Annotated in this window: 18 protein-coding genes and 1 rRNA gene; 16 read left to right on the top strand and 3 right to left on the bottom strand. The window is 39.9% G+C overall.

Annotated elements, in window-relative coordinates:
• Window positions 1-175 precede the first annotated feature (175 nt).
• Window positions 176-1,768: a C40 family peptidase gene (locus KFO35_RS01205; protein WP_070704641.1), complete on the top strand. Its 1,593-nt coding sequence runs from the start codon at window positions 176-178 to the stop codon at window positions 1,766-1,768.
• 68 nt (window positions 1,769-1,836) lie between these two features.
• Here KFO35_RS01205 and KFO35_RS01200 read toward each other — a convergent pair whose 3' ends face one another.
• A complete protein-coding gene (locus KFO35_RS01200) occupies window positions 1,837-3,636 on the bottom strand; it encodes a M3 family oligoendopeptidase (RefSeq protein ID WP_002315903.1) in 1,800 nt (599 codons plus the stop codon).
• 121 nt (window positions 3,637-3,757) lie between these two features.
• On the opposite strand from KFO35_RS01200, the gene KFO35_RS01195 reads away from it, so the two are divergent.
• Together KFO35_RS01195 and KFO35_RS01190 are read left to right on the top strand one after the other, a co-directional pair.
• Window positions 3,758-4,264: a VanZ family protein gene (locus KFO35_RS01195; protein WP_002315904.1), complete on the top strand. Its 507-nt coding sequence runs from the start codon at window positions 3,758-3,760 to the stop codon at window positions 4,262-4,264.
• Between the two features lie 78 nt (window positions 4,265-4,342).
• A complete protein-coding gene (locus tag KFO35_RS01190; RefSeq protein WP_156272008.1) occupies window positions 4,343-5,065 on the top strand; it encodes a YebC/PmpR family DNA-binding transcriptional regulator in 723 nt (240 codons plus the stop codon).
• 81 nt (window positions 5,066-5,146) lie between these two features.
• Here the strand turns inward: KFO35_RS01190 and KFO35_RS01185 are convergent, their stop codons facing one another.
• Both KFO35_RS01185 and KFO35_RS01180 read right to left on the bottom strand, forming a co-directional pair.
• The gene (locus KFO35_RS01185; RefSeq protein ID WP_002315905.1) at window positions 5,147-6,544 is read right to left on the bottom strand and encodes a L,D-transpeptidase family protein; all 1,398 of its coding nucleotides are present in this window, start codon (window positions 6,542-6,544) and stop codon (window positions 5,147-5,149) included.
• Between the two features lie 169 nt (window positions 6,545-6,713).
• Window positions 6,714-7,688: an L-lactate dehydrogenase gene (locus KFO35_RS01180; RefSeq protein ID WP_002287399.1), complete on the bottom strand. Its 975-nt coding sequence runs from the start codon at window positions 7,686-7,688 to the stop codon at window positions 6,714-6,716.
• A gap of 352 nt (window positions 7,689-8,040) precedes the next feature.
• Here KFO35_RS01180 and pth point away from each other — a divergent pair, with 352 nt between their 5' ends.
• The 13 genes from pth to KFO35_RS01115 form a co-directional block, all read left to right on the top strand.
• Window positions 8,041-8,601, top strand: a complete 561-nt coding sequence (gene pth, locus KFO35_RS01175; protein WP_002315906.1) for an aminoacyl-tRNA hydrolase — start codon at window positions 8,041-8,043, stop codon at window positions 8,599-8,601.
• Between the two features lie 16 nt (window positions 8,602-8,617).
• Complete coding sequence (gene mfd, locus KFO35_RS01170; protein WP_156272006.1) at window positions 8,618-12,139, top strand: transcription-repair coupling factor; 3,522 nt, start codon at window positions 8,618-8,620, stop codon at window positions 12,137-12,139.
• 14 nt (window positions 12,140-12,153) lie between these two features.
• Window positions 12,154-13,749 carry a putative polysaccharide biosynthesis protein gene (locus tag KFO35_RS01165; RefSeq protein ID WP_002290933.1) on the top strand — a complete coding sequence of 532 codons (1,596 nt, stop codon included), beginning with the start codon at window positions 12,154-12,156 and terminating at the stop codon, window positions 13,747-13,749.
• Between the two features lie 10 nt (window positions 13,750-13,759).
• Complete coding sequence (locus KFO35_RS01160) at window positions 13,760-14,029, top strand: RNA-binding S4 domain-containing protein (RefSeq protein ID WP_002287407.1); 270 nt, start codon at window positions 13,760-13,762, stop codon at window positions 14,027-14,029.
• A 67-nt stretch (window positions 14,030-14,096) separates the two neighbouring features.
• Entirely contained in the window at window positions 14,097-14,522 is a 426-nt protein-coding gene (locus KFO35_RS01155; protein ID WP_002287409.1) for an FtsB family cell division protein, read from the top strand.
• A 45-nt stretch (window positions 14,523-14,567) separates the two neighbouring features.
• The gene (locus KFO35_RS01150) at window positions 14,568-15,038 is read left to right on the top strand and encodes a S1 domain-containing RNA-binding protein (protein WP_002290937.1); all 471 of its coding nucleotides are present in this window, start codon (window positions 14,568-14,570) and stop codon (window positions 15,036-15,038) included.
• Window positions 15,039-15,158: 120 nt separating this feature from the next.
• Window positions 15,159-16,604 carry a tRNA lysidine(34) synthetase TilS gene (gene tilS, locus KFO35_RS01145; protein WP_002315908.1) on the top strand — a complete coding sequence of 482 codons (1,446 nt, stop codon included), beginning with the start codon at window positions 15,159-15,161 and terminating at the stop codon, window positions 16,602-16,604.
• Window positions 16,604-17,149 carry a hypoxanthine phosphoribosyltransferase gene (hpt, locus tag KFO35_RS01140; RefSeq protein WP_002287415.1) on the top strand — a complete coding sequence of 182 codons (546 nt, stop codon included), beginning with the start codon at window positions 16,604-16,606 and terminating at the stop codon, window positions 17,147-17,149. The genes tilS and hpt overlap by 1 nt, the downstream gene beginning before the upstream one ends.
• A gap of 89 nt (window positions 17,150-17,238) precedes the next feature.
• Complete coding sequence (ftsH, locus tag KFO35_RS01135) at window positions 17,239-19,350, top strand: ATP-dependent zinc metalloprotease FtsH (RefSeq protein WP_002290943.1); 2,112 nt, start codon at window positions 17,239-17,241, stop codon at window positions 19,348-19,350.
• A 216-nt stretch (window positions 19,351-19,566) separates the two neighbouring features.
• Window positions 19,567-20,454, top strand: a complete 888-nt coding sequence (hslO, locus tag KFO35_RS01130) for an Hsp33 family molecular chaperone HslO (RefSeq protein WP_002310401.1) — start codon at window positions 19,567-19,569, stop codon at window positions 20,452-20,454.
• Window positions 20,455-21,459, top strand: a complete 1,005-nt coding sequence (dusB, locus tag KFO35_RS01125) for a tRNA dihydrouridine synthase DusB (protein WP_002315909.1) — start codon at window positions 20,455-20,457, stop codon at window positions 21,457-21,459.
• Window positions 21,460-21,569: 110 nt separating this feature from the next.
• The gene (gene lysS / locus KFO35_RS01120; protein WP_002290948.1) at window positions 21,570-23,066 is read left to right on the top strand and encodes a lysine--tRNA ligase; all 1,497 of its coding nucleotides are present in this window, start codon (window positions 21,570-21,572) and stop codon (window positions 23,064-23,066) included.
• Between the two features lie 681 nt (window positions 23,067-23,747).
• Window positions 23,748-23,880: ribosomal RNA gene (locus KFO35_RS01115) — 16S ribosomal RNA — on the top strand; the annotation flags it as partial.

The following is a 23,880-nucleotide window of genomic DNA, read 5'->3' as shown; positions in this document are numbered from 1 at the left end:
CATGATCATTTTCTGAAACGAACAGTTTTGTCATTTTTAGAGGTTGTTTTGAAACATTTTTGTAACATAACTATTATATCGCTGACATACTGCTATGGTACAATTTTTATATCGTTAAGAAAGACTTAAATATATTTAGATATTTATTAAATTAAGCCAGTCGGAGGAATGAAGAGTGAAAAAGAGTTTAATATCAGCAGTAATGGTATGTTCAATGACCTTGACTGCCGTAGCATCACCGATCGCTGCCGCGGCGGACGATTTTGATTCTCAGATACAACAACAAGATCAAAAGATTGCAGACTTGAAAAACCAACAAGCAGATGCACAATCACAAATCGATGCCCTAGAAAGCCAAGTTTCTGAAATCAACACACAAGCACAAGATCTATTAGCAAAACAAGACACATTGCGTCAAGAATCTGCACAATTAGTAAAAGATATTGCAGATTTACAAGAACGTATTGAAAAACGTGAAGATACAATCCAAAAACAAGCACGTGAAGCACAAGTAAGCAATACAAGCTCAAACTATATTGACGCTGTATTGAATGCTGATTCATTAGCAGATGCTATCGGACGCGTTCAAGCAATGACAACGATGGTAAAAGCAAACAACGACTTGATGGAACAACAAAAACAAGATAAAAAAGCTGTAGAAGACAAAAAAGCTGAAAACGATGCTAAACTAAAAGAATTAGCTGAAAACCAAGCTGCTTTGGAATCTCAAAAAGGCGATCTTTTATCTAAACAAGCTGATTTGAACGTACTGAAAACTTCATTAGCTGCTGAACAAGCAACTGCTGAAGACAAGAAAGCTGACTTGAACCGCCAAAAAGCAGAAGCTGAAGCAGAACAAGCACGCATTCGTGAACAACAACGTCTAGCAGAACAAGCACGTCAACAAGCAGCACAAGAAAAAGCTGAAAAAGAAGCACGCGAACAAGCAGAAGCTGAAGCACAAGCTACTCAAGCTTCATCAGCTGCACAAAGCTCAGCAACAGAAGAATCATCAGCTGCTCAATCTTCAACGACTGAAGAATCATCATCAGCTGCTCAATCTTCAACAACAGAAGAATCAACAACAGCGCCTGAATCTTCAACAACAGAAGAATCAACAACAGTGCCTGAATCTTCAACAACAGAAGAATCAACAACAGCGCCTGAATCTTCAACAACAGAAGAATCAACAACAGTGCCTGAATCTTCAACAACAGAAGAGTCAACAACTGTACCTGAATCTTCAACAACAGAAGAGTCAACAACTGTACCTGAATCTTCAACAGAAGAATCAACAACACCTGCGCCTACAACACCATCAACAGATCAAAGTGTTGATCCTGGGAACAGTACTGGTAGTAATGCAACTAATAACACAACTAATACAACACCAACACCAACACCTTCTGGAAGTGTGAATGGTGCAGCAATCGTAGCAGAAGCTTACAAATATATCGGTACTCCATATGTTTGGGGCGGTAAAGATCCAAGTGGATTTGACTGCTCAGGATTCACACGCTATGTTTACTTGCAAGTAACTGGTCGTGACATTGGTGGTTGGACAGTTCCTCAAGAATCAGCTGGAACAAAAATCTCAGTTTCTCAAGCAAAAGCTGGAGACTTATTATTCTGGGGTTCACCAGGCGGAACTTACCACGTAGCGATTGCTTTAGGCGGAGGACAATATATCCATGCTCCTCAACCAGGCGAAAGCGTAAAAGTTGGTTCAGTTCAATGGTTTGCACCTGACTTTGCTGTCAGCATGTAAGAATGATTAATCAAAAAGAGTTAGTCCAGAAAAGGGCTAACTCTTTTTTTATTAAGAGAAAATAGAAATCAGATGAATTCTTCTGTCAATTCCATGAACGTTTGGATATCTTCCATCACCATATCGATACCTGCTTGCCAAAAATTTGGTTGAGTGAGATCGACATTCAAATGTTTCTTTGCAAGCTCTTCCGTCGTCATTGAAGCAGTATCACGTAGTAAATGGATATATTCTTCTTCGAAATTTGCCCCTTTTTGATTAGCGTAAGCATAAATGCCTAAACTAAACAGGTAGCCAAAGGTGTATGGGAAGTTATAAAACGGTACGTCATCAATAAAGAAATGTAATTTTGCAGCCCAGAAATATGGATGATAAGTGGCTAAAGCTCCTTGGTAGCCTTCTTTTTGTGCTTCAACCATCATCTCTGTGATCTTATCTTCTGAGACTAATCCTTCTTGCCGTGCTTCATAGAATCGATTCTCAAAAATGAATCGAGAATGGATATTCATGAACATAGCTAAAGCATTTTGCAGTTTTGTATCTAGCAAATTGATTTTTTCTTCTTTTGTTTTTGCGGCTTTTAATGTAGCATCGGCTACAATCAGTTCTGCGAATGTACTTGCTGTTTCTGCGACATTCATTGCGTATTCGCGATTTAAAGAAGGCAAGTCCCACATCGTGCTGCTATGGAAAGCATGACCCAATTCATGAGCAAGTGTCGCAACCTCATTAACAGAATTGCTGTAGGTCATAAAGATCCTTGATTCTTTTGTTTCTGGTAACTCAGTACAATAGCCACCAGGACGTTTTCCAGGACGATCTTCTGCTTCGATCCAGCTCTTTTCAAAAGCAGATTGTGCGAATTTAGCCATTTTTGGACTGAATTTATTAAAGTTTTCGATAATAAATGCAGCTGCTTCGTCAAAACTAAAGGTTTTTTCTTTCAAATCGCCTAAAATAATAGGTGCATCTTGATCCTGCCATTCCATTTTTTCTTTACCGAAAAGATTGGATTTTCTAGTCAAGTAATCAACAAGGGGTTGTTTGTTTTTTTGGATCGTCTCCCACATGACAGACAATGTTTCTTTTTTCAAACGGTTGTATTCTAATGGTTTTTGCAGAAAATCTGTGATGCCATGAAGTTCATAGTTAGAAAGTCTGAAACCATCTAAATGATTCAAAGTATCTGTGAAGAGGGGAGCCTTTTCTTTCCATGCTTTTTCCCATGCTGCGAAAAGTGTTTCTCTGACTTTTGGATCTGGATCGCCCATCATCTTATTGAAGGCTTGGCCAGCAGATAATTCGACAACTTGACCATCTTGTTCGAAGGGAATCGAAATGCTGGCTACAATCGTATCATAATGACTGCTCCAGGCATTTAGACCATCTAATGAGAGCGTGTTGATAATGTTCTCTTCAGCTTCTGATAATAATTGTGAACCGTCACGACGGATCTCGTTTAAACGAAACGCGATTGTTTCAAACGAACCATGGGAAAGCATCTGATTCCAATCATTGTCAGATATTTCTGCAAATTTCTTCGACAATACTGTTTCGGCTGATTGTAGACGAGGAAGCAAGGCGTAAAGCTTACCTGATAAGATCTTTGCATCTGAATCATTGACATTGGCAGAAAGCAATGCAGTAATATAGCTGTTGCATTGGGTAAAGCCGTTCGTAATCGTTTCTTGCAATTGAAGAATCGCGTTTAGCTGCTCTGCCTTGTCAGAACTAGGTGACCATTTTGTTACACGTTGATAATATTCGTTCGTTTGGTCTTCCAATTGCTTCATCCGTTGATTCAAAGCATCAGAATGGCTTCCTCCGGGGAAAATAGAATCTAGATCCCAATTTAATGAATAACTCATGAAAAAACTCCCTTCATATTGTAATACAAAATTAAGTATAGCACTTTTTTATAGAAGAAGTCTCTATGAAAATGATTGTTGTTTCTTCAAAAAAAGTCTAAGATAAATACAGAGGTGACTTATGAATTCTTCAAAAAAACAACTGAAAAACGGAAATATTTATTTAGTGATCGCACTTATAGTCGTTGCCATCTTATTTTACAGTTCTTCTCAAACTTACGGACAGCAATCACAAGTTTCGCGATTAGAAAGCTGGCTTCCTAATCAGCCATTTAAGGACACATTAGCAGGTATACGTTTTAATTATGGTGGAAGTATCGTGAGTATCGACCATCTGGGCTACGCCAAATTTGTAGAGTTCTTTTTAAGAAAAGGCGCACATTTTGGTACTTATTTTGTTTTGGGTGGCAGCTTGTTTTTAGGTGTTTTCCCTAAACTAAAAATTTGGTGGCTGACAGCGATCCTTGCTTGGCTTTCAGCAACAGGATACGCAGGTTTGGACGAATTCCATCAGATGATGACCGGTGGAAGAACGCCTATGTTCCAAGATGTCATGTTGGATTCGATCGGTGCTCTGACTGCTGTGGTATTATGTGTGCTTTTTGCGGCATTCAAGAAGCGTTTATAGATTGGCTGTGGCTTTGTTTTTTTGTGAAATAGTACTAGAATAGAAGTGTATTCTCAAAAGAACAAGGGAGGAAAAATCATGTCAGGACATAGTAAGTGGCATAATATCCAAGGAAGAAAAAATGCCCAAGATGCGAAACGAGGAAAAGTCTTTCAGAAACTTTCTCGTGAAATCTATATGGCAGCTAAAGCAGGCGGTCCTGATCCATCCATGAACCCAGCTCTGCGGCTTGTTGTGGACAAAGCAAAAGCTGCAAATATGCCAAACGACAATGTAGAACGGGCGATTAAAAAGGCTACCAGTGCCGTAGATGAAACAAATTACGATGAAATCACGTATGAAGGATATGGTCCGGGTGGAGTAGGAATCTTAGTCCATGCGTTGACGGATAATCGTAATCGGACAGCGACAAATGTCCGAGTAGCTTTTACTCGAAACGGCGGGTCACAGGGAGAAACGGGTTCAGTCAGTTACTTGTTTGATCGCAAAGGGTATATCGTCATTGAACGCGATGGGTTGGCTGTTGATGAAGAGACGATGTTTGAAGATGTATTAGAGGCGGGGGCAGAAGATCTGCAAACTTCTCCTGAAGTGTTCGAGATTTATACTGCACCAGAAGATTTTGCTGCTGTACGAGATGAGCTGGAAAAAGAGTTCACTTTAGCGCAAGCAGAATTGACGATGATCCCACAAACGACGATCGATTTAAATGAGGAACAACGGGAGCAATTGGAACGTCTAGTAGATAAGCTAGAGGACGATGATGATGTCTCAGAAGTCTTTACTGCTGCTGAAATGTAAGAAAGCGCCTAGTTGAGATAATAAGTAAGAACGCACCTGTACGATTCGTACAGGTGCGTTCTTTTTATCAATTCTTTTTTGTTAGAAGACCAATACTGGTGTTCCTTTTTCGACCATCCCGAATAATTCCTTCATTACACTTGGCGGAGTGTTGATACAGCCATGTGAACCGCGGGTTTTCCATAAATCTCCGCCGTATTCAGGTTGCCAGTCAGAATCGTGGATACCAACACCTGTCCAGTCAATCGGCATCCAGTAATTTACTGGACTCTCGTAAGGCGTTCCGTCGTCATTTGTTCCTTTTAAAGTTGCATCTTCTTCTTTATTCCAAACATAGAAGACCCCAGCAGGTGTAGGTGTAGATGGCTTTCCGGAAACGATATCTGTTTCAAGGGCTACTTTTCCGTCTTTATAATACCACATATGCTGGTTCTCTAGATCAACTTCGATATACGTATCTTCGATCAATGGATGATCAGCGGTTGTGCCACCTTGCACAATCGGAGAACGAGTAAAGTCTTGGCCTGTCAGAATAGCTTTTTTCAACGCTTCTGTCTCGCTATCTGTTTGGATCGTCCAGCTGTAAGTGCCAACTGGGACCGTAACTTCTCCTCTTTTTGTACTTTTAAATTTTGTGTCATTCGTACTTGTGTTATACTTTGTGCCTAAATCTGTTACATATTGACGTACTTGTTCTGTATCTAAATCGACTTTTCCGTCGTAGGTCAGCCAGCTCATGATATCACTTGATGGAATCTGGAAAGTCTCACCGTTTATACTGTAAGTAGCTTTTACTTTTGCGATAGCATTCATGGATTCGAGCTGTTCTTTCAGTGAACTGTCTCCGGAGGTTACTTTTGGTTTTTCTTTGAACTCAGTTAATTCAATCGTATCTTTACCGGAATTTACTGCACTTTTTATTTGTTTGACCGCAGCATCGACGTTGATGGTATTTCCATTGTCTTCAGGCTTGATAACAAAAGAGTCGCCTGATTTTTCAATTGTTGCATCAGTTGTAGGTGTCCGGTCTTTATTCAGATCAGTCAGTTTAGTTGTCAATGTCTGAACGGTAGTATCCAGTTTCTGGTGGTCTTGACTGATAGGATCGATTTCTTGTTTTTCCGCTGCTGAAACATAAGTCATTCCCCAAGTCCATCCGTTTTGTTCATTTAGGATCGGAGAAAGCTCAGAAGTGAAATCATCTTTATAGCCGAGCTCAGATTTTGGTACTTCCTGCCAGACTTTTCCATCTTCTTTAATAGCTAATTTTTTATCGGAATAAGCTTCTTTTAATTTTTCATTTGCTTTTTCGACTGTTAGATCGCTGACATTTATTCCGTTGATTTCCGTATTCGGCAAAAAATGTTTTGTGTAGTATGTACTGCGATAGGTATAAAAGCTAATCAGCACTAAGAGAACACCAAGAGCTGAAAGCAAAGCAACATGTTTCGATTTTTTTCGATGCGAAGATCTTGTCATATCGACAACTCCTTAAGTAAAAGTTTAGGGTGGAACGGTCTCATGATAGCATAATTTAGACGAAAAGACGAAGGTTATCTCTTCTTTATGAAAAAATTTAGAAACCAGAAGAGTGATAAAATAAAAAAACGGAAAACACCGTTTAGATGTTTTCCGTCATATTCAAAAATTATTCAGCGTCTAGTTTAGCAAAAGCTTCATCTAGAATTTCTTTTAATTGTTTAGCAGAAGCAGCCATGCGGTCTTGTTCGCTGTCGCTTAAAGGAATTTCGATTACTTTTTGGATACCTTGACGGTTGATAACAGCAGGTGCACCAATGTAGATGTCGTTCAATCCATATTCGCCATTCATGAAGACTGATAAAGGAAGAACAGCATTTTCATCATCTAAGATGGCACGAGTGATACGTGCTAATGCTACTGCGATACCATAGAAAGTAGCGCCTTTTTTCTCGATAATTGTGTAAGCAGCGTCACGTACGCCGAAGAATAGGTTAACCATAGCTTCTTCATCGATTTCAGGGTTGTTTTTCACCCATTCATAGATTTGCAAGCCGGCAACATTTGCATGTGACCAAACTGGGAATTCTGAATCTCCGTGTTCACCTAAGATGTAAGCATGGACATTACGTGCATCAACGTCAACTAATTCCGCAAGTGCTTGACGGAAACGAGCAGAGTCAAGAGACGTACCTGAACCGATAACGCGTTCTTTAGGGAAACCTGAGAATTTCCAAGTTGAGTAAGTCAAAATATCTACTGGGTTAGCGGCAACTAAAAAGATACCGTTAAATCCTGATTCAACGATTTGTGTGACAACATCGCGGTTGATTTTTAAGTTTTTGTTTACTAAGTCTAAACGAGTTTCACCTGGTTTTTGTGGTGCGCCAGCTGTAATAACAACTAAGTCAGCATCATGTGCGTCTGCGTAAGTAGCAGAGTAGATTTTTTTAGGTGAAGTAAATGCCAAAGCGTGAGACAAGTCAATTGCGTCTCCTTCAGTTTTAGCAGTATTGATATCCACGATACCTACTTCTTGAGCAATATTTTGAGTAACTAGAGCAAAGGCATAGCTAGAACCTACGGCGCCGTCTCCAACAAGAATAACTTTTTGATGATCTTTTTTTTCTGCAGCTGCAGTCATTTAGTATCAATCCTTCCATTGATTTGTTTTTTCCCATGCTTATGCTAACATTTCTCAAGCCCCATGTCACGCTATTTGGCTATAAAATATAACAGATAACAAGGTTGTATTATATGTAAAAGCTTACATGTGCGTTATTTCACTATTTTTATAAATCAATTATTTCATTAAACTTTGAAGAAATTTTTAATTTCTTTATCATTTATTAACGATTCTCTTTTAGCCGAAACGCTTTGTTTTGTGGTATACTATACATTGACAGTATAAAAAAGAAAAAAAGCTCGATGGACTGGACCGCTAATTAGCAGTCCAGCCTTTTGTGCTGTTTTTAGAATTAGGTGGAAAAACAAAAATGAAAATGATCGTCGGGTTAGGAAACCCAGGTACCAAATACCAATATACTAAACACAATATCGGCTTTATGGTCGTGGATCAAATTGCACGCGAACATCAAGCTACTTTCAAAAAAAATCCATTCGAAGCAGAAGTTGCCGAATTTTTTCATAATGGAGAAAAGATCCTTCTAGTCAAACCACAGACATTCATGAATGAATCTGGTCGTGCAGTCGGACCGTTAATGACTTATTTTGGGATTTATCCAGAAGAATTAGTCGTCATCTACGATGATTTGGATCTGGCAGTAGGAAAGATCCGGCTCCGTCAAAAGGGGAGTGCCGGCGGGCATAATGGTATCAAAAGTATCATTTCCCATTTGAATACGAATGTCTTTGATCGAATCAAGGTGGGAATTGGCAGACCAGAAGGAAAAAAAACAGTGGTCCAACATGTGCTTAGTCCTTTCAGCAAAGAAAACCAGCCTTTGATAGAAGAAAGCATATTTCAATCTGTTAAAGCAGTCGAATATCTCATAGAAGGGCATTCGTTCGTGGATGCGATGAATCAATTCAATTGAGAAAGGAGGAAAAGGAATGGATATCATTCAATTAGTCGGAAAAGATCCGCAAGTAAAAGAATGGATCAGCAATTTAGAAGAAAAAATGCCTAGACAACTAATCACAGGATTAGCTGGCTCAGCGAAGACGCTTCTATTTGCTCGAGCATTTAAGAAAACAAATAAAAATATGATCATTCTGATGCCAAATTTGTATTATGCCAATCAGTTAGCAGAAGATCTGCAACATGTGATTCCGCAGGATCAGATCCATTTATTTCCAGTGGATGAAGTGCTTTCTGCTGAAATGGCCTTTTCTTCTCCCGAAGCGCGAGGCGAGAGAGTCGCAACGCTCAACGCACTTCAAGAAAAAAAAGCAGGTATCTATTTGTTGCCAGTCGCAGCTTTGCACAAGCGGCTGCCGAATAAGAAAACTTGGCTACAGGCGCAATTGAATTGGCATGTTGGTGATGAGATAGATGTGGAAAATCTTCCTCGCCAATTGACTTTGATGGGCTATGTACGAGAAGAAATGGTCGCAAAACCCGGAGAATTCAGTATTCGAGGAAGCATCGTCGATATTTACCCATTAACAACAAACTATCCTATTCGTGTAGAATTATTTGATGTAGAGATAGATTCTATGCGGTATTTTGAAGCAGAAACACAACGTTCAATCGAAAAAACGGAAGAAATCTGGGTTTCTCCAACGAGTGAACAAGTCTATGGACCAGAGGATCTGAAACATGGAATAGAGCAAATGCAAAAAATGCTAGAAAAACGGCTTGCTGCGACCACAGAAGAAGCAGACCGCGAGTTTTTACAAGATTACTTCGGTCAGATGACTTCAAGTTGGCAAGCAGGTATCCCGACAGAAGAAGCAAAATTCTACTCAGATCTTCTTTACCAAGAATTTGTAACGATCTTGGATTATTTTCCTTCAAATAGTTTACTAGTCGTTGATGATTACCAGCGGATCATGGAAACAAATCGGGAAATCGAAAGGGAAGCGGCAGAATGGCATACTCAAAAAATCAGCGAATTGCGGGTTTTTTCTGAGCAGTCATTTTCAGCAGATGTACAAAGAATCGTTCAAAAGGAAAAATTTACTACAACCTTTTTCTCACTCTTCCAAAAAGGGATGGGAAATCTTCGTTTCCAAGCAATCCATAATTTTCAATATCGGACGATGCAACAGTTCTTCGGACAAATGCCATTGCTGAAAACAGAAATGGATCGTTGGCGCAAGCAAAAACAGACTGTTGTGATCTTTATTCCGACAAAGGACAGAATACGTAAAGCAGAACAAATGCTTCGAGATGAAGATATATTAGTAGTAGAAACAGAAAAAAATGCATTGATCAGAGGACAGGTACAATTAGTTGAAGGAGCTTTGCAGGCTGGTTTTGAACTTCCTCAAGAAAAAATAGTAGCTATCACAGAAAAAGAAATTTTCCAAAAAACGACGAAAAAACAAACGAGACGACAAACAGTAACAAACGCAGAGCGATTGAAAAGCTATAATGAGTTAAAAGCAGGAGATTACGTTGTCCATGCCAATCATGGTATCGGGAAATACATTGGGATGGAAACGCTAGAAGTAGATGGCGTTCACCAAGACTATATGACTATTTTGTATCAAAACGACGACAAACTGTTTATTCCTGTTACTCAACTGAATCTGATCCAAAAATATGTCGCCTCGGAAGCCAAAGCACCTCGCATCAATAAGTTAGGCGGAAGTGAATGGACGAAAACTAAACGAAAAGTATCTTCGAAAATCGAAGATATCGCTGACGATTTAATCAAACTATACGCAGCAAGAGAATCAGAAAAAGGATATGCTTTTGGTCCTGATGACGCCTACCAAAAAGAATTTGAAAATGCTTTCCCTTATTCTGAAACAGACGACCAGTTGAGAAGTGCAGCGGAGATCAAGCGGGATATGGAAAAAGAAAAACCAATGGATCGACTACTCGTAGGTGATGTTGGTTATGGGAAAACAGAAGTAGCGCTTCGAGCGGCCTTTAAAGCGATAAAGGAAAGCAAACAAGTAGCCTTTTTAGTTCCAACAACGATCTTGGCACAGCAGCACTATGAAACGATGCTGGAAAGATTTGAAGGTTTCCCCGTAAATATCGGGCTATTAAGTCGTTTCAGAACAAGAAAGCAACAAAAAGAAACCATCGAACAACTGCGCACAGGTCAAGTTGATATTGTTGTAGGAACCCATCGAATCTTGTCAAAAGATATTGAATTTAGCGATTTGGGTCTATTGATCATTGACGAAGAACAACGTTTTGGTGTAAAACATAAAGAACGATTGAAACAGTTACGTGCACAAGTGGATGTTTTGACTCTGACAGCAACACCGATTCCGAGAACTTTGCATATGTCGATGCTAGGCGTGCGAGATCTTTCAGTAATCGAAACACCGCCTGCGAATCGTTATCCGATCCAAACATATGTTATGGAAAAAAATCCTGGGGCTATCCGCGAAGCAATCCATCGAGAAATGGGACGAGGTGGACAAGTATTCTATTTATATAATCGAGTAGAAACGATCGAACAAAAAGTAGAAGAAATCCAAGAACTCGTTCCGGAAGCGCGGATCGGCTATGCTCATGGACAAATGACAGAGGCGCAATTAGAAAATACGCTCTTTGAATTTATTGAAGGTCAGTATGATGTTCTTGTCACTACGACCATCATTGAAACAGGAGTGGATATCCCGAACGCAAATACATTGTTTGTTGAGAACGCTGATTATATGGGTTTATCCACGTTATATCAATTACGCGGACGGGTAGGAAGAAGTAGCCGCGTCGCATATGCTTACTTTATGTATGAGCAGCAGAAGATCCTTAATGAAGTCAGTGAAAAGCGTCTTCAGGCAATCAAAGATTTTACAGAACTGGGATCTGGATTCAAAATTGCGATGCGTGATCTTTCCATTCGCGGTGCAGGTAATCTCTTAGGTGCTCAGCAACATGGATTTATTGATGCAGTCGGTTTCGATATGTATTCTCAAATGCTGAGCGAAGCAGTGTCTCGTAAACAAGGAAAGAATAGTCAAGTGGAGAAGACCACTGTTGAGATCGACCTCGGTGTTGACGCATATCTACCTGAAACATACGTGGCAGATCAGCGGCAGAAAATCGAGATCTATAAACGAATTCGTGAACTTGATTCGCAAGAAATGCTAGATGAACTGGAAGATGATCTGCTCGACCGTTTTGGAGAATACCCAGAAGAAGTAGCACACCTCCTGACAATCGGACAGATTAAAATGGATGGCGATCGAGCGCTCTTGGAAACGATAAGGAAACAGGAGCCGCATATCGTCTTTACTCTAAGCAAAGTTGGAACGAAACGCTATAGCGTGGAACAATTATTCGAAGCACTAACGGCGACGAAACTAAAAGCCAGTCTAGGCGTTGAAAAAGAACAGATGGTGATACGCTTGACGATTCCAAACCAAATGGAAGAAGCAGTGTGGCTTCAGGAAATCCAAAAGTTTGTCAAAGCATTGCGTGAGCAAAAATATCTGTCAGCGTAGGAAGGAGCAACGATTTGGATCATAAAGAAATGCGGCGCGTCATGCAAGGAGCATTTGTACTGACGATTGCTTCTTTCATAGCAAAAGTATTAAGTGCCCTTTACCGAATTCCCCTCCAAAACTTAGTCGGCGACGAAGGTTTTTATGTTTATCAGCAAGTTTATCCAATTTATGGTATAGCAATGACTTTAGCTTTATCAGGTCTTCCGCAGTTCATATCAAAGTACGTTGCAGAAAGAAAGAATCCTTTCGAGCGAAAGCAAGCTTTGCAAAGTCTTTATCCCTTGGTGTTTTGGACAGGCGTCTTTCTGTGGCTGTTTGTCTTTTCATTTAGCAGTTGGATTGCTTGGATGATGGGGGATATACAATTGAAACCACTGATCCAAGTAGTTTCTTTTACCTTTTTGCTGATGCCTGGTTTATCTTTTTATCGAGGGAATTTTCAAGGAAGATTTTTGATGGAACCAACGGCAGTTTCTCAAGTAGTTGAGCAGTTCGTTCGTGTTTCTGTAATCGTCTGTAGTGCATTTGCTTTTAGAAAGCTCGGATGGACGGTGTACCAAACAGGGACGGCAGCGATGAGTGGAGCCGTTTTTGGCGGGTTATGCGCATATGGAATCCTTCACTACTATGAACAAAAGATTCATGGAGGAGTATTAAGCTTCCGCCGGTTCCCATTATTCAAACAGCCACCAAAATCTTTGATCCGACGCTTTCTAGTAGAAGGCGGTCTGGTTTCGATTTATAGCGGATTACTCATCTTTTTTCAGCTGATCGACTCTTTCTTTGTAAAAAATGCTTTGGAAGTTTACGGTCTATCGGAATATGGTGCGAAGATAGCAAAAGGGGTCTATGACCGAGGGCAGCCTTTGGTTCAATTAGGTTTAGTGATTGCCACCGCATTAAGTGCGACATTTCTGCCTGCATTGACCCGTCATTTGACCAATCGGATCTATCGTCAGTTTTTGCAGACAGCCAAAATCTATCTTAGATTGACGACCGCTTTGGCATTAGCTGCATCTTTGGGATTAGCCTTACTGCTTCCTTATATCAATTATGCGTTGTTTAAAGATTATGCAGGAAATGCAGCGCTTGTATTGTTTGTTTTTTCCATTGCTTTTACTGCAGTCATCCAAGCCTATCAAAGTATTGCTCAAAGCAAGAACTCTTTTCGCCCTTCTTTAAAAGGAGCAGGATGGGGACTCTTGGTAAAAGGATTGACTACTTCTTTTCTAACTGGTTTATTAGGAACAGCCGGAGCAAGCCTGTCTACCCTTTTAGGATTAGGTGTGACGCTTTGGTATTTTGTCCGAATCGAAACAAAAGAGCTAAATGCTTTTTGGAAAGAACGACATTTTGGGCGGAAGTTGATTATCAGCCTTCTTTGTATGACAGCAGTCCTGCTGCTGTATTATGGTGTATTAAATATAGTGTTTGGTCCTGTAACTCATCGTTCCACTGCTTTTTTTGTCAGTGTGATAGGCGTTGGGGTTGGCGCATCTGTGTTCATTTATGCAGTGATTCGTCTCCGTCTGTTTACAGTAAGAGAGTGGCTCATGTTGCCATTTGGTAAGAAAATTCTACGATTAAACAAAAAAATCAAAAAGTGAGGAATAAGATATGCGATTAGACAAATTTTTAAAAATATCCCGAATCATCAAAAGACGATCAGTAGCAAAAGAAGTGGCTGATAAAGGAAGGATCCAAATCAACGGAAAATTGGCGAAATCTTCCAGTGACGTCAAAGTAGGCGACATTTTGAAAGTCCAGTTCGGCAACAAAACATTGGAAGTGAAAATTACGGAATTACATGAATCGACCAAAAAAGAAGATGCACAAAAAATGTACGAAATTATTTCTGAAAATCGCACAGAAACACTAGAGAAATAGATTAGACAAGCTTTCATGATATTGGTATAATGAGAAAGACAATCAAAAAAGATTGGAGCGAATCCAAGTGACGAAAAAAAGCAATAAAATCGCTGCGCTAGATACGGAATATGCAAAGAAAAAGTATGCTGAATTTCAGCAACAACAACGACAACTGATTTTTCGAAGACGCAGACTGGCTGCAATTTTTGTTGGTGCTTTGGTCATTTTCGCGATAATAGGTGTGCAGATTTTCCATGATATGCAAAGGATGCATCAATTGAACGAATTGAGAGTCGAAGCAAATACTGAAATGAAAGAAGTCAACGCAGACGTTGATCAGCTGCACCAAGATGTTTCATTGCTGAAAGATGATGAATATGTAGCTAAACTTGCCAGAAGTAAATTCTTTTACTCAAAAGACGGTGAAAAAGTTTATCCTATATTAGAATCAAATACAGACAGCTCGACAAATGAAACAGATCAATCAACTAGTTCTACAACTGCAAAATAAGCAGGAATATAAAAAAGGGAAATAATTAGGAGGAACATTTTTTTTATGTCAATCGAGGTAGGAGCAAAACTGCAAGGAAAAGTATCAGGAATTACAAATTTTGGTGCGTTTATTGATCTAGGTGCTGGAAAAACGGGTCTAGTTCATATTAGCGAAGTGTCAAATGGATATGTAAAAGACATCCATGATGTTTTAAGTGTAGGAGATGAAGTAACAGTCAAAGTTATTTCAGTAAATGATGATGGGAAAATCGGACTATCTATCCGCAAAGCGCAGGAACAACCTGTAGAATCTGGAGAAGAAAGCCGTCCTAAAAAATTTCAACAAAAAGATTCCCGTGACAACCGCAATCGTCCAGCACAGAAAAAATCTTTTTCTCGCAGTCAGCCTTCAGCTCAAAAAGAAGACTTCGATTCATTGATGAGTTCATTTTTGAAAGATAGCGATGACCGCTTATCTTCATTGAAGCGAAACACAGAAGGAAAACGCGGTGGTCGTGGCGGACGCCGCAGCTAATAAAGCTGAAAATAATGATGATGCGACTATTTTAGTCAGAGTATCAACAGAGGGCAGGTTAATTGTCGTTTTAGACGTTTTCCCGCTCTCTTTTTTTTAGGAAGAAAGGGTGTGGAAAGAATGAGCGTTGAAAAAGACGGTAAAAAAGTACCGCTATTGCAGCAGTCATTTATTCGGCACGGGAATGAACAAAGATTCTGGCAAAAAGAATCAAGGATTTTAGCAGCGGTATCAGGTGGGGTTGATTCGATGGTTTTGCTCCATTTGCTTTTGCAAGCGCAACGCCAAATCGGTTTTTCTTTGGGCGTCGTCCATATCAATCACCAATTGAGAGAAGAATCAGCAGAAGAAGCTGCTTATCTTCGCTCATATTGTGAAAAGAAGAATCTCCCTTTATATGTAAGTGTTTGGGAAGATCCGGCCAAAACGGCCATAGAAACAGCAGCCCGTAACTTTCGTTATCAAGCATTCACTCGCGTGATGGAAGAAGAACAATATGATACGTTGATGACTGCTCATCATGGAGATGATCAAATCGAGACGGTGTTGATGAAAATCATTCGTGGAGGACAGTTAAGTACTTTTTCTGGAATCAAAGAAGTACAACCATTTGCTACGGGCAGGCTTGTTCGTCCATTGCTGAGTTTCAGTAAAGAAGAATTATATGCTTATGCAGCAGAATCACAGCTTGTTTACTTTGAGGATCAGACGAACCAATTATTAGATGTCCAAAGAAATCGGCTTCGCCATTTGGTTGTTCCTCAGTTAAAACAAGAAAACACCCAGGTGATGAGACATTTTCAGCAGTTTTCGCAACAGATTCAATGGGCAGACCAAGTCATTCAAAAATGTATGGGGCAGTTAATCGAAAAGGAAGTCGAACAGTTAAAGGATCGATTTCAATTTTCAGCAGAAATGATAGAAAAAATGGAAGAAGCGGAACGATACTATTTTTTCCACTCCTTCTTCGACAAAGTATTCTCAGAAACAGGGGTCATTTTGAAAGAGCAGCAAATGACATCGATTTTAGAGCAGTGGCAACAGAAAAAAAGTCAATGGCAGCTTAGCATCGGCAGCAACTGGGTACTGAAAAGAGAGTACCATTTTGTTGTACTCGCTAAAAAAGAAAAACAAGCCACTGCTCAGACAGAAGATCAGCGCTTGTTGCTTATTCCAGAACAAGGGATACAGTTGAACGAAACAGAATGGATTGGTCTGGTCAAACCTGGACATTCAGAGGACATCAAAGCAACAGATTCATGGTCTCTGTTTTCTCATGACATTTGGGTTCCCGCCGATGTGCAACTATATGTCGAAAAAAGAAAAGCAGGAGACCGTATTCAATTAACGGAGAAACTTACAAAAAAAGTATCTAGATATTTTATCGATCAGAAAGTACCTAATTCACAAAGGCAGCATGCTTGGATCATTACAGATGCCAAAAGAAATATATATAGCTTGATACCTTTTGCCTTTTCATATTTGAGTATTCGTGAAGAAACTGATAAAATACACTACATACTTCTTTACAAATATCAAAAAGAAGCAATTGGAAGGAGAACCTGATGTTGGAAAAGGATATTGAGAGAATTTTGATCTCACAAGAAGAGATACAAGTTCGTTGCAAAGAACTAGGCAAAGAGTTAACAGAAATTTACCAAAACACCAATCCCCTAGTAGTAGGTGTCTTAAAAGGAGCGGTACCATTCATGGCAGATATCGTTCGTTCTATCGATACGTATTTGGAATTGGATTTCATGGATGTTTCAAGCTACGGGAATGCAACAGTCTCGTCAGGGGAAGTAAAAATCGTCAAAGACTTGGATACAAATGTAGAAGGTCGCGATCTGTTGATCGTTGAAGATATCATTGACAGCGGAAGAACACTTGCTTATTTAGTGGATCTTTTCAAATACCGCAAAGCAAAATCAGTCAAAATCGTTACATTACTTGACAAACCCGAAGGAAGAGTAGTAAACATCGAAGCAGATTATGTTGGGTTCAACGTACCAAATGAATTTGTTGTCGGTTATGGCTTGGATTATGCAGAAGCATATCGTAACCTTCCGTACATCGGTGTATTGAAACCTAGTGTTTATCAATCAAATTAATGCTGTATCTCAATTAAATTATGGTACAATAGAATGGTCAGGATTGATAAAAAACTGTTAAATTAAATTGACGCTTAGGGAGGGCAACTATGAACAAAAAGAACAATGGCATGATGAAAAATGCCTTGTATTATGTCCTCGTAATCTTAGCGATGGTAATGGTCGTTTATTTCATTTTTGGTAATAACGGCCAGCGATCGTCAGATATCGAGTACTCAAAATTCACAGAACAACTACAAGCAGGCAAAATCAAAGAGTTTGAAGTGCAGCCTGCAAATGGTGTATATAAGATCACTGGTGAATACAAGGAACAGCAGACAGTCGCTAACAGCGGCGGGTTAGCTATCTTGGGTTCAACAGATACGACTACTACCCATTTCACAACAATCATTTTGCCAAATGATACAACATTGAGCCAAGTAACAGAACTGGCAAAAGAAAACAAAGTTGCTACAACAGTAAAAGAAGAATCAAGCAGCGGCGTATGGGTTTCGTTATTGCTTAGCTTCTTGCCGATCGTGATCATCATCTTTTTCTTCTACATGATGATGGGACAACAAGGCGGCGGTGGTGGCGGTGGCGGCCGTGTCATGAACTTTGGTAAATCAAAAGCCAAAGAAGCAGACAAAAAAGCTAATCGCGTACGTTTTTCTGATGTAGCGGGTGCGGAAGAAGAAAAACAAGAACTAGTTGAAGTTGTTGAATTTCTGAAAGATCCTCGCCGATTTGTTGAATTAGGTGCCCGTATCCCGGCAGGTGTACTTTTAGAAGGACCTCCAGGAACAGGTAAAACCTTGTTAGCAAAAGCTGTTGCCGGAGAAGCTGGCGTACCATTTTATTCGATCTCAGGTTCTGATTTCGTAGAAATGTTTGTCGGTGTCGGGGCAAGCCGTGTTCGTGATTTGTTTGAAACAGCGAAGAAAAACGCACCGGCTATCATTTTCATCGATGAAATTGATGCAGTAGGTCGTCAACGTGGTGCCGGTATGGGCGGCGGACATGATGAACGTGAACAAACATTGAACCAATTGCTTGTAGAAATGGATGGTTTCGACGGAAATGAAGGAGTAATCGTCATTGCTGCAACTAACCGTTCTGACGTACTAGATCCAGCGTTACTACGTCCCGGACGTTTTGACCGTCAAATTTTAGTTGGCCGTCCAGATGTAAAAGGACGTGAAGCAATCTTACGTGTCCATGCACGGAATAAACCGATGGCCGATGATGTTGACTTGAAAGTTGTTGCTCAACAGACTCCAGGGTTTGCCGGAGCAGATTTGGAAAACGTCTTGAACGAAGCGGCGCTAGTAGCTGCTAGAAGAAATAAAAAGAAAATCGATGCTTCTGATATCGATGAAGCGGAAGATCGCGTGATTGCAGGTCCAGCTAAAAAAGATCGTGTAATCAGCAAAAAAGAACGCGAAATGGTTGCTTATCACGAAGCTGGTCATACGATTGTCGGATTAGTGTTAAGTCGCGCTCGGGTCGTCCACAAAGTAACGATTATCCCTCGCGGACGCGCCGGTGGATATATGATCGCTTTGCCAAAAGAAGATCAGTTCTTGATGACAAAAGAAGATATGTTTGAACAAATCGTAGGCTTGCTTGGTGGACGTACAGCTGAAGAAATCATCTTCAATGTCCAATCAACTGGTGCCTCCAATGACTTTGAACAAGCGACAGCTTTAGCACGAAGTATGGTAACAGAATATGGAATGAGCGATCGTTTAGGTCCCGTTCAATATGAAGGCAATCATCAAGTGTTCGTTGGCCGCGACTACGGTCAAACAAAAGCTTACTCTGAACAAGTTGCTTTCGAAATTGATCAAGAAGTACGCAAGATTTTGATGGAAGCTCATGCCAAAGCTCATGAAATCATCGAAGCTCATCGTGCACAGCATAAATTGATTGCTGAAAAACTTCTGGAATTCGAAACATTGGATGCCAAAGCAATCAAATCGTTATTCGAACACGGTGTGATGCCTGAAGGTACTGAGTCAAATGATTATCCAAGCGAAAAAGAAGCGAAAACTTTTGAAGAAGCAAAACGTGCTTTGGAAGAAAAAGACGCTGAAAAACAAGCAGAAGAAAAACGTGATTTTGAAGAAGCAAAACATGAACTGCATGAGGAAAATAAAGCAGAGCATGATTCAGATTCTCAACAATCAGAAGATGATCATTCAGACGATCGATACAAATAAAAAAATATAGGTCAATTGATCTGATAGGACTCCCGAAAACCGGAACAAAAACCGGTTTTCGGGAGATTTCTTTATTTAAGATGTAAATAGGATGATGTCCTGTTTTCTAGATGATTCTGAATTATTTTTAAAAGAAGCATTCCAAAGTTGAAAAAAGCAGGAGTTGCTAGTATGATTCACTATGAGTTTAAAAACGGAAAAAGGAGTACATAACAAATGAAAGATTATCTAGTTAAGGCACTTGCTCACGACGGATTCGTACGAGCATACGCCGTTCAAGCAACAAATACCGTAGCGGAGGCACAAAGACGTCATGATACTTGGCATACGTCCTCAGCTGCTTTAGGACGAACATTAGTGGGCAGTCTGCTGCTTGGTGCAACACTTAAAGGAGAAGATAAACTAACTGTTCGAATCCAAGGCGATGGTCCAGCAGCGGGAATCGTAGTAGATGCAAATGGGAAGGGAGATGTGAAAGGCTACATCAAAAATCCGCATCTCAGTCTTCCTTTGAATAGTGAAGGTAAAATCGATGTGCGAGGAGCAGTTGGGACACAAGGGATGTTTACTGTCACAAAAGATTTAGGATTAAAAGAACCTTTTTCTGGACAAACGCCAATTGTTTCTGGAGAAATCGCTGAAGATTTTACTTACTATCTCGCTATCTCAGAACAAATCCCTTCAGCTGTTGGACTAAGTGTACTGGTCAATACTGATGACAGTATCAAGACAGCGGGTGGATTCATGATTCAAATCATGCCAGGTGCCGATGAAGAAACAATCAGCAAGATTGAGGAACAATTAAAAACAACACCAAGAATCTCTACTCTCTTAGATGAAGGACAGACACCAGAAGAAATATTGAAGGGATTGCTTGATACAGAAGAGCTGAACGTTTTAGAAAAAATGCCTGTTCAATTCAAATGTGACTGTTCGAAAGAAAAATTTGCAGAAGCAATTATCGCGCTAGGTGCAGAAGAAATCCAAGCAATGATAGATGAAGATCATGGAGCAGAAGCGGTATGCTCTTTCTGTAACAATAAATACAAGTATAGTGAAGAAGAATTAGCTGGATTGAAGAAAGAAGCCTTAGGAGGAATTTAAGTGGAACATAAATGGAAAATCGGCAATGTTGAAATCCCTAATCGTGTCGTTGTTGCGCCGATGGCTGGAATAACAAATTCAGCATTTCGAGTCACTGTCAAAGAATTTGGTGCAGGCTTAGTCGTATGTGAAATGATCAGTGACCAAGGTATCCATTTCAGAAACAAAAAAACTTTAGAGATGCTCCACATTGAAGAAACAGAACATCCATTAAGTTTACAGATATTTGGCGGGAACAAAGACAGCCTAGTTGAAGCCGCTCAATTTGTCGAAGAAAACACAGCTGCAGATATAATAGATATCAATATGGGCTGTCCAGTAAACAAAGTGATCAAAGCAGAAGCAGGGGCAAAGTGGCTTTTAGATCCTGAGAAAGTATACGAAATGGTTAAAGCTGTTTCTTCAGCAGTAGATATCCCTGTAACGGTCAAGATGCGTATCGGTTGGGATGAAGAACACGTCTTTGCTGTAGAAAATGCATTAGCAGCACAATCAGCTGGAGCAAGTGCCATCGCTATGCACGGGCGTACGCGGGTTCAGATGTATGAGGGAAAAGCAGATTGGGAAATATTAAAAGAAGTAAAAAAACATCTCACCATCCCATTTATGGGGAACGGGGATGTCAAAACACCCGAAGATGCAAAACGGATGCTTGATTATGTTGGTGCAGACGGTGTGATGATTGGCCGGGCAGCTTTGGGAAACCCATGGATGATTCATCGTACACAGCATTATCTAGAAACAGGAGAACTGATTCCTGAGCCAACACCAGCCGAAAAGATTGCTACAGCTAAACTTCATTTACAACGCTTAGCAGATCTCAAAGGAGAAAAAATAGCATGTAGAGAATTCAGAACACATGCGGCTTATTATTTAAAAGGGATTCCTCGAGCAGCAAAAGTGAAAGTAGCAATCAATCAGACAGAAAATCAGCAAGAAATCAATGATCTGCTGGATCAATTTGTAGAAAAAGCAGAAAAAGTACTATTGAAACAAACGTTGTGATTTCTAAGTTTTTCGTGAATTTTCAAGCCGAAATTCCAAGTTCGGCTTGCTTTTTTTGTGTTTCATTGGCATTATAGGAAAGAGATTAACATGAGAATGGAGGAACTTTTGTGACACAGGAACAACAACATCAAGTAGAAGATTTAAATGATCAAATGCTTGTACGTCGTCAAAAAATGGAACAATTGCGTGAAGATGGAATCGATCCATTTGGAAAAAGATTTGAACGCACACACAACTCAGAAGAATTGCATGAACTATTTGATCCAAGAACAAAAGAAGAACTAGCAGAGATGGGATTGACCGCTAGTGTAGCTGGTCGTATGATGACTCGCCGAGGAAAAGGAAAAGCTGGATTTGCGCATCTACAAGATCGTGAAGGCCAAATTCAAATTTATGTGAGAAAAGACCAAGTAGGTGATGAAGCCTATGAAGTATTCAAACATGCAGACCTTGGAGATTTCTTTGGTGTAACTGGACAAATCATGAAAACAGACACAGGCGAAGTTTCTATCAAAGCTTCAGAAATCACGATTTTGTCAAAAGCACTTCGTCCACTGCCAGATAAATACCATGGCTTGACGAATATTGAACAACGCTACAGACAACGCTACTTGGATTTGATCAGTAATCGCGAAAGCTTTGACCGATTTATGAAACGAAGCCAAATTATCAGCGAGATCCGTCGTTATTTAGATGGCAATGGCTATATCGAAGTAGAAACGCCAGTATTGCATAATGAGGCAGGTGGAGCCGCTGCTCGTCCGTTCATCACGCACCATAATGCACTGGATATTGATTTATATTTGCGTATCGCGTTGGAGCTTCATTTGAAACGACTAATTGTCGGCGGAATGGAAAAAGTTTATGAAATCGGTCGTGTTTTCCGTAATGAAGGGATTGACACTACGCATAATCCAGAATTTACGATGTTAGAAGCATACACAGCATATACTGATTTCAATGATGTAATGAATCTGACAGAAGGTATTATCCGTAACGCAGCTCAAAAAGTACTAGGGACAGCGAAAATCACATATGATGGACAAGCTGTTGACTTAGAAAGCGACTTTAAACGTATCCATATGGTAGATGCGATCAAAGAACAAACTGGTGTAGATTTCTGGAAAGAAATGACATTGGAAGAAGCATTAGCCTTAGCTGAAAAGCATAACGTAGAAGTAACAGAAGCGATGGGAGTCGGACATGTTATCAATGAATTCTTTGAAACGTTTGTTGAAGAAACGTTGACACAACCGACATTTGTTTACGGACATCCAGTCGAAGTTTCGCCTTTAGCGAAGAAAAATCCAGAAGATCCTCGATTCACAGACCGATTCGAACTGTTTATCGTAGGACGCGAATTTGCTAATGCCTTTACAGAACTAAACGATCCAATTGATCAAAGAGAACGATTTGAAGCACAAGAAAAGGAACGTGAACTAGGGAACGATGAAGCTCACGGTGTAGACGAAGACTTCTTGGAAGCATTAGAATACGGTATGCCGCCAACTGGTGGTCTAGGTATCGGGATTGACAGATTAGTGATGCTGCTAACTGACGCTCAATCCATTCGGGACGTTCTACTATTCCCAACAATGAGATAATCAAATAAAAGCTGTCTAGGGGACTCCTTAGGCAGCTTTTGCTATATAGAAAGCAACAAACAACAACGAATGTTCAAAAGCTGTTATCAAATATTGCAGACATTAATGGAGCCGAAAGCGAACGATAAAGAAAGAAAAGTAATGAATAATCGCTTATTGAAAAAAACTTGAAAAAATACAAAAAATTCGTTGACCAAGATAAATTTAGTTGGTATATTATTACTTGTCCAAAAGACAGAAGGAAATATTTCTTCAAAAACATAACAAAAAAGTTATTGACATGTTGCTAACGACATGATAAGATAACTGAGTCGTTAAAAAAGAACAGCTTGCGAAGCTTGATTCTATCGAAAAAAACTTCAAAAAAGTTCTTGACAAATAACAAACGATGAGTTATGATAAATGAGTTGCTGAAAGATTTCGAAAAACGAAATCGAAAAAAACTTTTAAAAAAGAGTTGACAATCGCTTGTTGCTCTGATATGATATAAAAGTTGCTACGGCAGCCAAAAACAAATCGGAAAAACACTTCCGATGAAGTAGACCTTTGAAAACTGAACAAAGTAAGACAAACCAAATGTGTAGGGCGTCTTGATTCGATTCAAGACAACAAACATTTTTAACAAGCAAGCAATATGCTAGCAAACAAATTGAGCTTAACAATCGTAAGATTGTTCGAACTTTTTATGAGAGTTTGATCCTGGCTCAGGACGAACGCTGGCGGCGTGCCTAATACATGCAAGTCGTACGCTTCTTTTTCCACCGGAGCTTGCTCCACCGGAAAAAGAGGAGTGGCGAACGGGTGAGTAACACGT

Origin of the sequence: Enterococcus lactis, from assembly GCF_015751045.1 — a bacterium.
Classification (GTDB): Bacteria; Bacillota; Bacilli; order Lactobacillales; family Enterococcaceae; genus Enterococcus_B; species Enterococcus_B lactis.
The sequence above is the reverse complement of the archived record's forward strand: the minus strand, read 5'-3'. Positions and strand labels throughout refer to the sequence as shown.

Bases quoted from the DNA above. Each gene is read 5' to 3' on its own strand.
- KFO35_RS01160 (WP_002287407.1), top strand. From the start codon at position 13,760: ATGCGATTAGACAAATTTTTAAAAATATCCCGAATCATCAAAAGACGA.
- ftsH (WP_002290943.1), top strand. From the start codon at position 17,239: ATGAACAAAAAGAACAATGGCATGATGAAAAATGCCTTGTATTATGTC.
- KFO35_RS01200 (WP_002315903.1), bottom strand. From the start codon at position 3,636: ATGAGTTATTCATTAAATTGGGATCTAGATTCTATTTTCCCCGGAGGA.
- tilS (WP_002315908.1), top strand. From the start codon at position 15,159: ATGAGCGTTGAAAAAGACGGTAAAAAAGTACCGCTATTGCAGCAGTCA.
- KFO35_RS01185 (WP_002315905.1), bottom strand. From the start codon at position 6,544: ATGACAAGATCTTCGCATCGAAAAAAATCGAAACATGTTGCTTTGCTT.
- KFO35_RS01180 (WP_002287399.1), bottom strand. From the start codon at position 7,688: ATGACTGCAGCTGCAGAAAAAAAAGATCATCAAAAAGTTATTCTTGTT.
- hpt (WP_002287415.1), top strand. From the start codon at position 16,604: ATGTTGGAAAAGGATATTGAGAGAATTTTGATCTCACAAGAAGAGATA.
- KFO35_RS01190 (WP_156272008.1), top strand. From the start codon at position 4,343: ATGTCAGGACATAGTAAGTGGCATAATATCCAAGGAAGAAAAAATGCC.
- hslO (WP_002310401.1), top strand. From the start codon at position 19,567: ATGAAAGATTATCTAGTTAAGGCACTTGCTCACGACGGATTCGTACGA.
- mfd (WP_156272006.1), top strand. From the start codon at position 8,618: ATGGATATCATTCAATTAGTCGGAAAAGATCCGCAAGTAAAAGAATGG.
- pth (WP_002315906.1), top strand. From the start codon at position 8,041: ATGAAAATGATCGTCGGGTTAGGAAACCCAGGTACCAAATACCAATAT.
- KFO35_RS01150 (WP_002290937.1), top strand. From the start codon at position 14,568: ATGTCAATCGAGGTAGGAGCAAAACTGCAAGGAAAAGTATCAGGAATT.
- KFO35_RS01195 (WP_002315904.1), top strand. From the start codon at position 3,758: ATGAATTCTTCAAAAAAACAACTGAAAAACGGAAATATTTATTTAGTG.